Here is a 14328-nt window from a genome sequence, read left to right as displayed (position 1 = left end):
CCGTGGCGCCGCAGCCGCCCGTGGCGCCGCAGCCGCCCGTGGCGCCGCAGCCGCCGCAGCCGGCCGGCTCCTGCAGGCTCCGGGTATTAGGCTGTGCCCATGAACAGCTATGCGGTCTTCCTCCGCGGCATCAACGTGGGCGGAATCAACATCAAAATGGCGGACCTCAGGGGCGCCCTGGCGGAACGCGGCTTCGGCGGAGTGAAGACGCTCCTGGCCAGCGGCAACGTTGCCCTGGCCAGCCCTCTCGGCGCCGCCGCAGTCAAGAAGGAAGTCGAAGCCTGCCTGCGCGGGTCCTTTGGCTATGACGCATGGGTGGTGGTTCTGACCGACGCGAGGGTTGCCGCACTCGTCGAGGCATGCCCGTACCCTGCCGAGGACAAAACGACGCACACCTATATCACCCTCAGTTCGGATACAGACGTGCTGGACGAGCTGTTCGAGGCCGGTTCACGGCTGGACGGAACGCAGCAGCAGCGCCTGGGTCCCGAGGCCATGGCCTGGCTTGCACCCGCCGGAGGCACCCTGGACAGTCCCTTCAGCAAACTTTCATCCAAAGCGCGCTACAAATCGACCACCACGACGCGCAACCTTCGCACCATGATCAAGGTCCGCGACGCCACGAAAGCACTGGGAAACGGCTAGTCGCGGCCCGCGGCTTTCAGGGCCGCGTTGAAGGACTTCAGCCTGCTGACTTCAACTTCCACCGGTTCAACCACGCGTCTGTCCGCAACGGCGGCCACGGCCGCCCTGAGCTTCTTCCCCGCCGCGCCGCCCCGCACTCGGGCCGCCGCGCCGGCGATGGCCTTTCCGGCGAGGGCCAGCACTACGCCCAGTAACACTCCCCCGGCGATCATCAGCGTCGGAACCGGCCAACCTTCCACCCTGGGCACCGCCGGAACAGGCAGCTGGAGATACCCTAGCCCGGCCAGGACCCCGAGCCAGCCCACGCCGCCCAAGGCCGCCACGAGGGCCAGCCATTGGGCAACGTTGAACAGTCCCCACCACCACGACTTTCTGCCGGCCATCAGCTCAGTACCGGCAATTGCCTGGTCCAACGCGTCCGGCAGTTGGTCCCGGCCTTCACGCGCCGCGCCCCGGATGGCCGCGCGCCACGGTCCCGGAGCCCCGGCACTGGCGGCATCCGCGAATTCCCGCACGGCAGCGTCCGTCCTGGCGCGTTCCGGGGCACCGGCCGGCGGCAGCGATGTCCGGTTCACCTCCGCTGCGGCACCTTCCCGCCGCAGGTTCAGCCGCCGCAACGGGTCCGGGCGGAAACGGACCAGCCAGCGGGTCAGCGGCCAGCCTGTGCGCCTGGTGGCTTCCTGCCGGTACGACGTCGCCACAGCATCAGCAACGAGCGGGACGTTGGCGGCCGCCGCAAGCTCGTCAGCCAGCCGGGACCTGGTGCCGGCTTTGACTCCGGCTGCCTCCCCGGTTCCGGATGCCGCCGCAAGGCGGGCCGTGGCCTTGGAGACATCCGCGGCCAGCCGCTGCGACAACGCCTGCCGTTGCACCACCACGTGCCGAATGGCGGCCCGGACTTTGTCGATGCCGGTCCCCTCCAGCGCCGAGGCGCCAAGGACCTGGACCTTCCCCAGGCCGTCCCGGGCAAGGATGGCTTTAAGGGATTCCAGCACCGGTCCGATGTCCGACGGCGGAAGCCGGTCGACCTGGTTCAGGACCACCAGCGTGACCGCCCCGTGCGACGCCAGGGGCGCAAGGAAGTCGTTGTGCACCGCGGCGTCCGCATATTTCTGCGGGTCCAGCACCCACACCAGGACGTCCACCAGACCCACCATCCGCTGGACAATCTCCCGGTTGGCGGCCTTCGTTGAATCGAAATCCGGCAGGTCCAACAGGATCAGGCCCGTGGATTCATCGGCGAACCCCGGCAGGGCCGAGGAATGGTGGCGTTTGGTGACCCCGAGCCAGTCCAGCAACGGTTCGCTGCCGTCCTGTCCCCAGACACCGGCCAGCGGTTCGGACGTCGTGGGACGGCGCACCGCCGCCGTTGCTATTTCCGCACCGCTGACCGCATTGAAAAGCGACGATTTCCCGCTGCCCGTGGCGCCGAAGAATCCCACCACAGTGTGCACCGCGGACAGTGAACGGCGGGAACTGGCGCGCTCAAGGACCTGAAGCACGTCGTCCAGCGCCTCGTCCGGCAACACCCCGCCGGCGAGCTCCCGCGCATCGTTCAGGGCTTGCAGGCGGGCGTCGAGCCGGGAGGCTTCCCGGGTTCCGCTGTGCCGGCTCATGCGGTTCCGGCCAGTTGCAGGAGGGCGCGCGCATGATCGGACAGGACCTCCGGCGGAACCCCGGTACTAACGTCCAGGCGGTCCAGGAAGCGCTGCTGTTCTGCCTGCAGCAGCTTGTGGCACCTCGAGTTCAGGTCCTCGCGCGCAGTTTGCGCGAGGCGCCTCACTGCGTCCTCGCCGAAGACGGCCTCCAGGAGCCGTTGACCTACGACGGCGGTACCTCCCGCCACTCCGATCTCCAGTCCCGTCAGCCCGGCGGTCATGGAAAAAACCACGATCATGAGGGCCGCCCCGAGTCCGTTGACCCCGAAGGAAAGCCACCGGGCCTGGGTACGCTTGCCCTGCCCTTCCGTACGGATCAGCTCCATCAGCGCTCCCTGCCACGCCCTGATCTCTGCCGCCACCGCGTCCGCGAAGCCGGCGCTGGTGCCGGACAGGTCGTCCGCGCCCAGCAGCTGGCGGCCTGCAGGGTCCGAGCGCCAGCGCTGGTCAGCGTCCTCGGCCGCGTTGGCGGCTTCGTCCACGATGACCGCCTGCAGCCCCGTTTCAATGGCTGTTTCCACCTTGACAGCGGGAGCCGGCTCACCGCGGAAAAAAGCGCCCATCCGGTCCCGCATGCGACCGATGTTCTGTTCCAGGACGCGAAAGAACTCGCCGGTACCAACAAAGTCCTGCCAGCGGGCCAGAACTTCGCCGCGGAGGAGGGCACCGTCCCGCGTTGCGTCCAGAATCCTGGACCCGGCATCCTGATAGGCGTTGCGGACATCCCTGGCGAGGACGTCCCGCGACTGCTGTTGCTCCCTCGATGCCTGCGCAAGGGCGGCAACGCGGCCGCTGAGCGCGCGTACAGTGCCATTGAGCGTCCGGCGGGCAATCTCAGCCCTTCCGGCAGAATCTGCTGCCAGTTCACGCAACCAATGACCCAACGGTTCCACGGCGCCGTCGGGCAGCATTCCGAGACCGTCCAGGGTCACCTCCGGAATAATGAACAGCCGGGCTGCACCCAGGCCCTCCCGCTGCAGCATGGTCCGGAGGTCCGCGCTGACCTCCGCCTCGGCGGCCGGGGGCACGCGGTCCAACACCACCGCCACCATGATGTCCCTTGACGCAGCGTCGAGGAGCAGCTTCCAGGGCACGGCGTCGGCATAGCGGTTGGCTGTTGTCACAAATATCCAGAGGTCGGCTGCAGCCAGCAAGTGGCCCGCAAGCGTCCGGTTGCCATCCGAGACGGAGTCGACGTCGGGAGCATCCAGTATGGCGATTCCCTGCGGCACGGCAGGGTGTCCCAGGAGCACCAGGGAGGATATGGCTGCCGCATCGGGTGCAGCACCGGCCCGGCTGGCGGGCAAAGGCGTTTCCAGCACTGCGCCGCGGATGCGGCTCAGGTTCGGCAGCACGCGCTGGTCTTCGAACCAGCCGGAGTCCGCCGGGTTGTGGACCAGGATCGGCTGCCTGGTGGTCGGCCGGATGGCGCCGGCCCTGGTGACAGGGTGACCCACCAGGGCGTTGACCAATGTGGACTTGCCGGCTCCGGTTGATCCGCCCACAACTGCCAGCAGCGGAGCGTCCAGGCTGCGGAAGCGCGGAAGCATATAGTCGTCCAGCTGCGCCAGCGCATTCCGGATATCCAGGCGGGCGGCGTCCGCGCCGGGAAGTGCGAGCGGAAGCCGGGCCTCACCGAGGTCCCTGCGGACGGTCTCGAGCAGGTCCACGGCCGCTACTGCGGGCGTATGGTGCACGGCGGGGCCCGCGGGTGAACTCTCAGATGGGGACGTCACAGCTTCATCATGCCAGTTCAGCACGCGTCCGGCCCGAATCCGGCGCAGACCGCGCGGCAAGAGCGGTCACCTAGGCGACAGCTGAGCTTAAGCAAACAAAACAAAGCGGCCCCGGGCAATTGCCCGGGACCGCTTTAGTGGTGACCCCAGCGGGATTCGAACCCGCGTTACCGCCGTGAGAGGGCAGCGTACTAGGCCGCTATACGATGGGGCCGCGTACTTCCGGATGGTATTTCTACCATCAGGCTCAGTGATTGTTTCATACACAAAGCCAGTGTTTCAAATCGGCTAAGCCGCTTGAAACCCCTGATCCGCCGCACCGGAATGCGACTTTTTCAGAGCTGGGATACCAGGACTCGAACCTAGAATGACGGTACCAGAAACCGTAGTGTTGCCAATTACACCATATCCCAATGGCACTTTCGGGCCGGACATTCAGGCCTAAACCTTCGCTCCCTGCGCCTCAGCACGAGTAATTACTTTACCCGAGACTTTTGGCTGGCACAAATCGGCGCCGACAGCCCCTCCGGAGGCCGCCAAACAGCCCGTCCGGGTACGCCGCAACCGGCCGCAGGGCAAAGAAACCCTTGCAATTACAGGGCCGACAAGTTTACTCTCGGTAAGTTACCGAAGAGTAACAACTCCCCTGCACCCCTCCCGACCGGCAGTTCCACGCTCACTTTCGGATGTTAGCTGCATCACGGCCGGGGGCCGGGGACCACAGGAGTCCGAGACCACCGTCGAGAGGAACCAACCGTGCCACAGAGTCGTGCCACTGCTCCCCAAAACGCCCGCACCCGCGGCCAACAGATCTCCATTGCGCTCCTTGCCTTGCTCCTGATCGCCCTGCTGGGCTTCTACACTCTGGTCACCGGGCGCATCACGGACGGATCCGGGCGCCTGAAGGACGGAGCCGGCCAGGCTTCCGCCGGCGCCGATCAGCTTGAGGACGGCGCCGGGAAGCTTGCCGCCGGCGCCACTCTGGCGGACACCGGGGCAGGCAGGCTCTCCGCCGGGGCGCAGAAGATCCATACCGGCATCACTACCAAGCTCGCTCCCGGTGCGGACCAGCTCCAGGCCGGCGCCGGGAAACTCGCGGCCGGGGCGGTGAAAATCGAGGCAGACGTCAACAACAAGCTGGCCCCGGGGGTGTACAAAGTCGATGACGGTGCGCGCAAGCTTGCTTCCGGAGTGGAGCAACTCTCCGCCGCGCTGACCCCCACTGCTTCGGGAACCGCGGAAAACAACCTCGCCGACGGCGCCACGCAGCTCAGCGACGGAGCGTCCCGCTTGGAGGGCGGCGCCGGCCAGCTTGCGGCGGGGACAACTCAGCTCAAGGGCTACCGCGGCGCCAACGGCAGTCCGGAGGCGGGCACGGGCACCGCAGCCCTGGCCCAGGCGCTGGAGCTGTTGCAGGCTGCGGCCGACGACCCCGTCCAGGGGCTCGTGCCGCTCTCCGTGGTCAAGGACAAGATTGCCAAAATTGCGGCCGGTGCCCACAAGCTCGACGCCGGAGCCGCCCAGCTCCAGTCCGGGGCCTCCAGGCTCCACGAAGGTACCGGAGAACTGCGGGCCGGTGCCGGGAAGCTGACTGCGGGATTCTCAACCCTGAGCGGCAAGCTCAACAGCCAGGATCCCGAAAACCCCGGGGTTGTCCTCGGCACGCGTCTCCTTGCCGACGGGACAGCGAAGATCAGGGAAGGCATGGACGGAATACCCGGGAACCCGGACCGTCCGGGCTTGCTCAAGGCGACCGCAAGTATGACCGAGGGCTCCTCCCGGCTTGCCGCCGGGACCACGGCATTGAATGCAGGCATCAAGGGAGACCCCGCGGATCCCGCTAATCCCGGGCTTCTGAGAGGCTCCGAAGCCTTGGCCGCCGGAGCCACCGAGCTCTCGGAGGGCAACACCAAGCTCGCGTCCGGTTCCTCGCAGCTGGCCACCGGGGCAAGCAAGCTCGCGGAGGGGAATGCAAAAGTGGCAGCCGGAACAGAGACACTGCACTCAAGCGCAGCGGCGGTCTCGCCGTCGGACGTGGTGGGCCGGCCCGACGTCGGAACTGCCGTCGGCATGGTGGGCGTGCTGGGATTCGGTTCAGTGGGCGCCTTTATGGCGCTGCGCAACCGTCGGAAAGCGGGTTAACCCGCCTGAGCCGGCAGCCGGCCCGGCAGTGATCAGGCGCTGATCAGGCGGTGATCAGGCCGGGCCAGCCGGCCTGCCGGCGCTCCTACCCCAGCAAATCCGCGAGGGAACCCACCTGATGACCTGCAAACTCGGACTCAGTTTCCCCGCCGCGGTTCAGCCAGACGCCCAGCAAGCCCGCCGCCGTCGAACCTTCCGCGTCGAGCAGGCGGTTGTCGCCCACATAGAGGGTCTCAGCGGCGCTGCTGCCCAGGAGGCGTACGCCTTCGAGGTAGATGGCCGGATCCGGCTTGGGTACGCCCACGGTGTCCGTTCCCACCAATACGGTGATCCGCTGGAGCCCCGCGGTATCGAGCTTCACCCGCTGGTAGTCGTGCACGTTGTTGCTGACCGCACCGTAGGGAATTCCCGCGGCGTCGAGGGCGTCCAGGACCGGGGCAACGTCCTCGAACGCACGGACGTAGCCGTGCTGCAGGGCTGCGTAGGACGTGACCCAGGCGTGGGACTCCTCGCCCTCTTCCAGTTCCACTCCGAAGTGTCCCAGGGCCGCCCTTCCCCGGAGCAGCCGCTGCTCGTTGAAGGTCAGCTCGCCGGCCAGGTAGCGGTCATAGAAGTGCGTGGTCTCGTGCGTGAAGATGCGCCCGAACTTCTCCCACCCGGCCTGGTCCAGGCCGGGCAGGAGATGTTCGCTGACGTCACGCAGCGCCGTGGTCATGGCGTATTCAAGGTCCACCAGGGTGTCGTCAATGTCGAACAGCACACCCCGGACGACGCCAAAGCCCGTGTGCAGGACACGGCCGCCGTCGCCGCGCATGGCAGTCATCAGCCGCGGAAAGCGTGGAGGCGGGCCAGTGAGGATGCCTTGCCCAGGATGACCATGGATTCAAAGAGCGGCGGGGAGATCCGGCGCCCCGAGACGGCTGTCCGGACCGGGCCGAAGGCAAGCCTCGGCTTGATGCCCATGTCCTCCACGAGTGCCTGCTTCAGCGCGGCCTGGATGCTCTCGGCGCTCCAGTCGGTGACGGCGTCCAGGGCCGCGATCGCAGCGTCCAGCACCTCGGTGAGGTTTTCCGGAAGTCCCTTGCGGGCGTCATCCGCTACGTCGATGGCGTCGTCGTTCTTGAACAGGAAGGAAATCATCTCCGGCGCCTCACCCAGCAAGGCGATGCGCTCCTGGATCAGCGGTGCGGCCTCGGCGAGGATCTCCTCCTCGCGGGCGGTCAGCGTATCCCCCACCAGGTTCGCTGCCCGGAGGTACGGAACCAGGCGGCCCCTGAAGTCGTCTGCGTCCAGCATCCGGATGTGGGTGCCGTTGATTGCTTCGGCCTTCTTGATGTCAAAGCGCGCCGGGTTGGCCAGCACGTCGTGGACGTCGAAGTGCTCGATCAGCTGTTCCACCGTGAAGATGTCTTCGTCGGCGGACAGGCTCCAGCCCAGCAGCGAGAGATAGTTGAGCAGGCCTTCGGGGATGAATCCGCGGTCCCGGAGCAGGAAGAGGTTGGACTGCGGATCACGCTTGGACAGCTTCTTGTTGCCCTCGCCCATAACGTACGGAAGGTGCCCGAACACAGGCATGTAGCTTGCGACGCCGATCTCCATCAGGGCGCGGATCAGCACCACTTGGCGGGGCGTGGAGGAGAGCAGGTCCTCGCCGCGCAGTACGTGGGTGATCCCCATCAGGGCGTCATCCACCGGGTTCACCAGGGTGTACAGCGGGGAACCGTCGGCGCGGACAATCACATAGTCCGGGATGCTTCCGGCCTTGAAGGTGATATCGCCGCGGACCATGTCGGTGAAAGTGACATCCTCGTCGGGCATGCGGACACGGAGCACCGGTTCGCGGCCCTCGGCCTTGAACGCGGCCACCTGCTCGGCGCTGAGGTTGCGGTCGAAGTTGTCGTAGCCAAGTTTGGGGTCGCGGCCGGCCGCACGGTGGCGCGCTTCAACTTCCTCCGGCGAGGAGTAGCACTCGTAGGCGTAGCCGGCCTCCAGCAGCTTGGCCACCACGTCCTTGTAGAGGTCAAGACGCTGTGACTGGCGGTATGGCTCATGCGGGCCGCCCGTTTCCACGCCTTCTTCCCACGAGATGCCCAGCCATTTCAGCGCCTCAAGCAGCTGCTCGTAGCTTTCTTCCGAGTCCCGCGCCGCGTCCGTGTCCTCGATGCGGAACACAAACGTGCCCTGCGTGTGCCGGGCGTAGGCCCAGTTGAACAGCGCCGTGCGGATCAGACCCACGTGCGGGGTGCCCGTGGGCGATGGGCAGAACCGCACCCGGACCGGGGTTTCGGCGGTGACGGCAGGACTGGAGACAGCGTTGGACACAGAAGGAGTAGTCATAGTGACTCCAACTTTACCGCCTGCCCGGGACTCGGACCCGCCGCGAAATCCGGCACGGAAACGGACAGCCGCCCCGGGATCCCCGGGGCGGCTGCCGTGACGTCGGTGCTGTGTGCGGCTAGCGCCGGACAACCGGGTTGGAAAGCCGCCCGATGCCTTCGATCTCCACGTCAAACCGGTCGCCGGCCGCCACCAGGCCCACGCCCGCAGGCGTGCCGGTCATGATGACGTCGCCGGGAAGCAGCGTGAAGGCCTGCGACACGACGGAGACAAGCTCACGGACGCCCCGGATCATCTGGCTCGTGCTGCCGTCCTGGCGGAGTTCGCCGTTGAGCCAGCCCTGGATCCGGAGGTCGTCGGTGTCCAGCTCGGTTTCGATCCACGGGCCCAGGGGCGCCGAGGTGTCAAAACCCTTGGCCCGGGCCCACTGCAGGTCTGTCTTCTGGACATCCCGGGCCGTCAGGTCGTTGCCGCAGGTATAGCCGAAGATGACGTCGTCAACGCGGTCCTCGGGAACGTCCTTGCAGATGCGTCCGATCACCACGCACAGCTCGGCCTCGAAGGAAACCTCCTCCGAAAACTCCGGCAGCACTATGGGATCGTTGGGCCCCACCACCGACGTGTTGGGCTTCAGGAACAGCAGTGGCTGCTGCGGCACGTCATTGCCGAGCTCCCTGGCATGCTCAACGAAGTTGCGTCCGACGCCCACCACCTTGCTGCGCGGAATGATGGGTGCGAGCAGCCGCACGTCCTCAAGCTTGTACTTGACGGTGCTGCGTTCAACGCCGTTGAAGAAAGGGTCACCCTTGATGACAGTGACTTCCTCACTGCCGGGCTCGCCTTCCACAACGCCGTAAAGGGGATCAGAATCAGCTACAAATCGGGCGATACGCATGGTTCCTAGCGTACAGTCCTCCGGAACGGCGTCCTGCCCCGGGCGGCGCTGCCGTGCAGGCCCCGGCCAGGTGCTCAGCTGCGGAGGAACTCCAGCTGGGCTGCGACTGAATTCTCCGCGGCCGCACGGACGGCGGGATCGATGTCCGCATAGACGGCATCCGTGATGTCGCCCACCTCCGCATCGGGTCCCAGCTGCGCCAGGGCCATACGGATCTGCGCCAGCCGTTCCTGGCGGTGGTGGCGGTAGGCGCGGACCACCGCGTCCAGCGCCGGCAGCACCGCTCCATGCCCGGGCAGGACCGTGGCCGGGCCAATCGCTTCCAGCCTGTCCAGCGTTCTCAGGTAGTCGCCCAGTTTGCCGTCGGGAAAATCCAGGACCGTGGTGCCGCGGCCCAGGATGGTGTCGCCGGTGAGCACGGAGCCGTGCGGGCCGTCACCCGGCAGATGGAAACAGAGCGAGTCGGACGTGTGGCCGGGAGCGGCAATGACGCGTAGCTCCACGCCCGCGGCAAGGAGCGTTTCACCGTCAGCCAGCGGATTCCCGCCGTGACAGTGCCGGGCATCAGCAGCACGGACCGGCGCCCCCGTGAGTTCATGGAAGCGCCCCGCCGCCGCTGTGTGGTCGGCGTGGCGGTGCGTGATGAGGATGAGCTCCACCCGACCCGCCGCGGCCAGTTCCCGCAGGTGCCGTTCGTCCAACGGCCCGGGGTCCACCACCACGGTGGTCTCCGATTCCGGCCGGCCCAGCAGGTACGAATTGGTCCCGTCCAGGCTCATGGGGCCGGGGTTGGGTGCCAGCCGGAACCGCGCCAGGCCGCTGGCTGGAAGAATCGACGGAGAAGATTCGGGATTCACCGTTCCATCTTCGCATTTAAAACGCACGACGCCGGGCGGACCGAAATCATTCTCGGTCCGCCCGGCGTCGTGATTCAGCCGGGAACGGCGCCAGTCTTTAGGACTTCAGGCGAGGCGGGTCAGCCAGCCGTGCGTATCCTCGACCGTGCCTGTCTGGATGCCGAGGAGCTGCTCGCGGATGGCCATGGTGGTCTCGCCTGCCTTCGCGTCCTCGGAGCCGATGAACTCCGTGGCGTCCTTGAGGACACCGATGGGCGTAATCACGGCGGCAGTCCCGCAGGCGAAGACCTCGGTGATCTCGCCCGAAGCCACGCCGTCGCGCCATTCGTCCAGGGTGATCTTGCGCTCGGTGACGGTGCGGCCCATGTCCTTGGCCACCTGCATGACGGACATCCGGGTGACGCCCTCCAGGATGGTTCCGGTCAGGGCTGGCGTGACCAGCGAGCCGTCCTTCATCACGAAGAAGACGTTCATGCCGCCCAGTTCTTCAACGGCATTGTCATTGAACTGGTCCAGGAAGAGGACCTGCTTGCAGCCGTTGGCCTCGGCCTCCTGCTGGGCGATCAGCGAGGCGGCATAGTTGCCTCCGCACTTGGCTGCGCCGGTGCCGCCGCGGCCTGCACGGGCGTACTCGCGGGAGATCCAGATTGACACGGGCTTCAACTCGCCGCCGAAGTAGTTGCCGGCCGGGGAAGCGATCACGCGGAAGGAGACCTCCCTGGCCGCGCGCACGCCAAGGAATGCTTCGGTGGCGATCATGAAGGGGCGGAGGTAGAGTGCCTCGCCGTCTCCGGCCGGAACCCACTCCCGGTCGGCCTGGACAAGCTCGCGGATGGCGCCGAGGAAGTACTCTTCTGGAAGTTCCGGCAGCGCCAGCCTGCGGGCGGACTTGTTCAGGCGGGCGGCATTGGCCTCCGGGCGGAACGTCCAGACCGAGCCGTCGGCATGGCGGTAGGCCTTGAGCCCCTCGAAGATCTCCTGGCCGTAATGCAGCACGGCTGCCGACGGGTCAAGCGAGATGGGACCGTATGCCTCGATGCGTGCATCATGCCAGCCGCCCTTGCCGTTCTCGTCAACGCTGTAGTCGACAATCGCAGTGTGGTCGGTGAAATAGTTGCCGAAACCCGGGTTCGCCAGGATGGCTGCACGCTCTTCAGCAGACTTCGGGGTTACCGAGGGCTGATGGGTGAATTCGACGCCATGGGCAGTCTGAGTCATGGTTCCTCCACGGTCGGCTGCCTGGTGTGTGAACGTGGTTCAGCGTCGGACCACGGCAGCATTATTGGTGATTCGAGACAAGCTTACGCCCGATGCGGGACCCTAAAGGGCGGCGGCGATTGCGTCGCCGATCGCACTGGTGGTGCGCTCCCGGCCATCGCGGCCTTCGACGTCGGCAATGACTGCCGCTTCGATCTTCTTCGCTGCATCTGCATAGCCGAGGTGGTCCAGCAGCAGTGCCGCTGACAGGATTGCCGCCGTCGGATCGGCTTTTTGCTGGCCGGCGATGTCGGGGGCAGATCCGTGCACGGGTTCGAACATGGAGGGGGCGGTGCGTTCCATGTTGATGTTGCCGGAAGCCGCCAGGCCGATGCCGCCGGTGATGGCTGCCGCGAGGTCCGTGATGATGTCGCCGAAAAGGTTGTCCGTGACAATGACGTCGAAGCGCGCGGGGTCGGTGACCATGAAGATCGTGGCTGCGTCGATGTGCAGGTAGTCGTGGGTGACATCCGGGAATTCCTTGGCCACCGCCTCAACGGTTCGCTTCCACAAGTGGCCGGCATAGACAAGCACATTGTGCTTGTGCACCAGCGTGACGTGCTTGCGCGGACGTTCGCTGGCGCGGCGGAACGCGTCGCGGACAACCCGTTCCACGCCATGGGCAGTGTTCAGCGAAACCTCGGTGGCAACCTCGTGGATTGTCCCGGCGCGCAGTGTGCCGCCGTTGCCGACATACGGACCCTCGGTGCCTTCGCGGACCACAATGAAGTCAATCTTGCCGGGGTTGGCGAGCGGGCTGCCGACACTGCCGAAAAGGCGCGACGGCCGCAGGTTGACGAAGTGGTCGAGGCTGAAGCGGAGCTTTAGCAGCATCTCGCGCTCGATGATGCCGGACGGGATCCGGGTGTCACCGGGGGCTGCACCGACGGCGCCGAACAGGATAGCGTCCCGGGTGCGGAGATCGCTCAGCACTTCCTCCGGAAGGGTCTCCCCTGTCTCAAGCCAATGCTGGGCTCCGAGCTTGTAATGGGTCTGGTCCAGGGTGACGCCTTCGGCGGCCACAACCTTTTCCAGGACCTTCAAGGCTTCGGCGATGACCTCCGGGCCGATGCCGTCGCCGGGAATGACAGCAAGATTTATCGTGGGTGCGCTCATGTTTTCAGGGTAGCCAAGGCATCCACATGATGGTCAAGTTGTCTCAATATTCGAACACAGCAAACAGCGGGTAGGGGCCGAGGGACTACCCTTCGGCCGGTTCCTCGTACTTCGGAAAAATCGGGGAAGGAGCCGGGAGTTCCGTCCCGGGAACGAGCGGCTTGGCGATCGCCGCGAAGAGGCGGGCGTCGCCGTCGGGCTGGCCGAGGGTCGCCAGAAGCGCTGCCGACGCCGTCGGCATAACCGGCTGGACCAGGATGGCCACGATCCGTAGCACCTCAAGGGTCACGTACAGCACCGTGTTCATGCGTTCGACGTCGGTCTTCCGCAGGACCCACGGTGCCTGCTCGGCGAAGTACGCGTTGGTGTCGCCCAGGACGCCCCAGATCGCCTCCAGGGCGCGGCTGAATTCCTGCTTCTCGAACGCCGCCCGGGCAGCGTCCAGCAGGCCATTGGCCCGGGCCAGCAGCGCGCTGTCCTCCGCCGTGAAGGCGCCCGGGACCGGGACCCGTCCCTCGCAATTCTTGGCGACCATGGACAATGAGCGCTGTGCCAGGTTTCCGAAGTTGTTGGCGAGGTCGGAGTTCATCCGGCCCACGATGGCTTCATGACTGTAGCTGCCGTCGGCGCCGAAAGGAACTTCCCGCAGGAAGAAGAAACGCACCTGGTCAAGGCCGTACTGGGCCACGAAGTCGGACGGCGCCACCACGTTGCCCAGCGACTTGGACATCTTGACGCCGTTGTTGTTCAGGAAGCCGTGGATCATGATCCGCTTGGGCAGCTCCAGCCCGGCGCTCATCAGGAACGCCGGCCAGTAAATGGCGTGGAACCGGGAAATGTCCTTGCCGATCACGTGGACGTCGGCCGGCCAGTACTTCTTGAACGATTCCGATTCGGTGTCCGGGTAGCCCACGCCGGTGAGGTAGTTGGTCAACGCATCCACCCACACGTACATCACGTGCTTGTCATTGCCGGGGACGGGAACGCCCCAGTCGAACGTCGTCCGGCTGATGGACAGGTCCTCGAGTCCGCGCTTGACGAAACTGATGACCTCGTTGAAACGGGACTGGGGGGCACCGAATTCGGGGTGTGCTTCATACAGCGCCAGCAGCTTGTCCTGGTAGGCGGAAAGCCGGAAGAAGTAGCTTTCCTCGGCCGTCCACGTCAGTTCGGTATCCGTCTCGCGCGAGTAGCGGAGGCCGTCCTCCTTGACCACGGTCTCGTCTTCAACGTAGTACGCCTCGTCGCGGACCGAGTACCAGCCCTCGTACTTGGACAGGTAGATGTCCCCGTTGGCCTCCATCTTCTTCCAGATGGCCTGGGATGCGGCGTAGTGGTCCTCGTCCGTGGTCCGGATGAAGCGGTCGTACGAGATTCCCAGGGCGGAATGGGCGGCCTTGTAGATCTCAGCGTTCCGGTCCACCAGTTCCTTCGGCGTAATGCCTTCCTTGTCGGCCGTCTGCGCGATCTTCATGCCATGTTCGTCAGTTCCGGTCAGGAAGAAGACGTCGTAACCGTCCAGGCGCTTGAACCGTGCCATTGCGTCCGTAGCAATGTACTCATAGGCGTGGCCGATGTGGGGCACACCGTTGGGGTACGTGATGGCAGTGGTGATGTAGAACGGGGTCTGGGCTGAAGACGACACTCTGGGAAGTTACCTTTTTTCGAAAGCGTGGCGGACCGGG

At 65.9% G+C, this 14328-nt stretch carries 11 protein-coding genes and 2 tRNA genes; 2 read left to right on the top strand and 11 right to left on the bottom strand.

What is annotated here, in order from left to right; all coding sequences use genetic code 11:
• Nucleotides 1-99: 99 nt before the first annotated feature.
• Nucleotides 100-645 carry a DUF1697 domain-containing protein gene (locus JOE31_RS10185; protein WP_209743859.1) on the top strand — a complete coding sequence of 182 codons (546 nt, stop codon included), beginning with the start codon at nucleotides 100-102 and terminating at the stop codon, nucleotides 643-645.
• Here JOE31_RS10185 and JOE31_RS10180 read toward each other — a convergent pair.
• The 4 genes from JOE31_RS10180 to JOE31_RS10165 form a co-directional block, all read right to left on the bottom strand.
• Complete coding sequence (locus tag JOE31_RS10180) at nucleotides 642-2261, bottom strand: GTPase (protein WP_209743856.1); 1620 nt, start codon at nucleotides 2259-2261, stop codon at nucleotides 642-644. The genes JOE31_RS10185 and JOE31_RS10180 overlap by 4 nt on opposite strands.
• Entirely contained in the window at nucleotides 2258-4039 is a 1782-nt protein-coding gene (locus JOE31_RS10175; RefSeq protein ID WP_209743853.1) for a dynamin family protein, read from the bottom strand. Before JOE31_RS10175 ends, JOE31_RS10180 begins: the two co-directional genes overlap by 4 nt.
• A gap of 138 nt (nucleotides 4040-4177) precedes the next feature.
• Nucleotides 4178-4253, bottom strand: a tRNA-Glu gene (locus JOE31_RS10170).
• A gap of 127 nt (nucleotides 4254-4380) precedes the next feature.
• A tRNA-Gln gene (locus tag JOE31_RS10165) sits at nucleotides 4381-4452 on the bottom strand.
• Between the two features lie 343 nt (nucleotides 4453-4795).
• Between JOE31_RS10165 and JOE31_RS10160 the strand changes: the two genes are divergently transcribed.
• A complete protein-coding gene (locus JOE31_RS10160) occupies nucleotides 4796-6181 on the top strand; it encodes a hypothetical protein (RefSeq protein ID WP_209743850.1) in 1386 nt (461 codons plus the stop codon).
• An 85-nt stretch (nucleotides 6182-6266) separates the two neighbouring features.
• Here JOE31_RS10160 and JOE31_RS10155 read toward each other — a convergent pair whose 3' ends face one another.
• The 7 genes from JOE31_RS10155 to metG all read right to left on the bottom strand — a co-directional run bounded on the left by JOE31_RS10155 (nucleotide 6267) and on the right by metG (nucleotide 14288).
• Nucleotides 6267-7004 carry an HAD family hydrolase gene (locus tag JOE31_RS10155; RefSeq protein ID WP_209743847.1) on the bottom strand — a complete coding sequence of 246 codons (738 nt, stop codon included), beginning with the start codon at nucleotides 7002-7004 and terminating at the stop codon, nucleotides 6267-6269.
• Complete coding sequence (gltX, locus tag JOE31_RS10150) at nucleotides 7004-8518, bottom strand: glutamate--tRNA ligase (RefSeq protein WP_209743844.1); 1515 nt, start codon at nucleotides 8516-8518, stop codon at nucleotides 7004-7006. Before gltX ends, JOE31_RS10155 begins: the two co-directional genes overlap by 1 nt.
• Before the next feature lie 118 nt (nucleotides 8519-8636).
• Entirely contained in the window at nucleotides 8637-9413 is a 777-nt protein-coding gene (locus JOE31_RS10145) for a fumarylacetoacetate hydrolase family protein (protein WP_209743840.1), read from the bottom strand.
• A 74-nt stretch (nucleotides 9414-9487) separates the two neighbouring features.
• A complete protein-coding gene (locus JOE31_RS10140) occupies nucleotides 9488-10270 on the bottom strand; it encodes an MBL fold metallo-hydrolase (protein WP_209743837.1) in 783 nt (260 codons plus the stop codon).
• A gap of 105 nt (nucleotides 10271-10375) precedes the next feature.
• The gene (locus JOE31_RS10135) at nucleotides 10376-11488 is read right to left on the bottom strand and encodes a branched-chain amino acid aminotransferase (protein WP_209743834.1); all 1113 of its coding nucleotides are present in this window, start codon (nucleotides 11486-11488) and stop codon (nucleotides 10376-10378) included.
• A 102-nt stretch (nucleotides 11489-11590) separates the two neighbouring features.
• Nucleotides 11591-12643 carry a 3-isopropylmalate dehydrogenase gene (locus tag JOE31_RS10130; RefSeq protein WP_209743831.1) on the bottom strand — a complete coding sequence of 351 codons (1053 nt, stop codon included), beginning with the start codon at nucleotides 12641-12643 and terminating at the stop codon, nucleotides 11591-11593.
• A gap of 85 nt (nucleotides 12644-12728) precedes the next feature.
• Nucleotides 12729-14288 (bottom strand): methionine--tRNA ligase, encoded by a 1560-nt coding sequence (gene metG / locus JOE31_RS10125; RefSeq protein WP_209743827.1) that lies wholly within the window; start codon nucleotides 14286-14288, stop codon nucleotides 12729-12731.
• Nucleotides 14289-14328 lie beyond the last annotated feature (40 nt).

The sequence above is a fragment of the Arthrobacter sp. PvP023 genome (assembly GCF_017832975.1).
Taxonomy (GTDB): Bacteria; Actinomycetota; Actinomycetes; order Actinomycetales; family Micrococcaceae; genus Arthrobacter.
The sequence above is the reverse complement of the archived record's forward strand: the minus strand, read 5'-3'. Positions and strand labels throughout refer to the sequence as shown.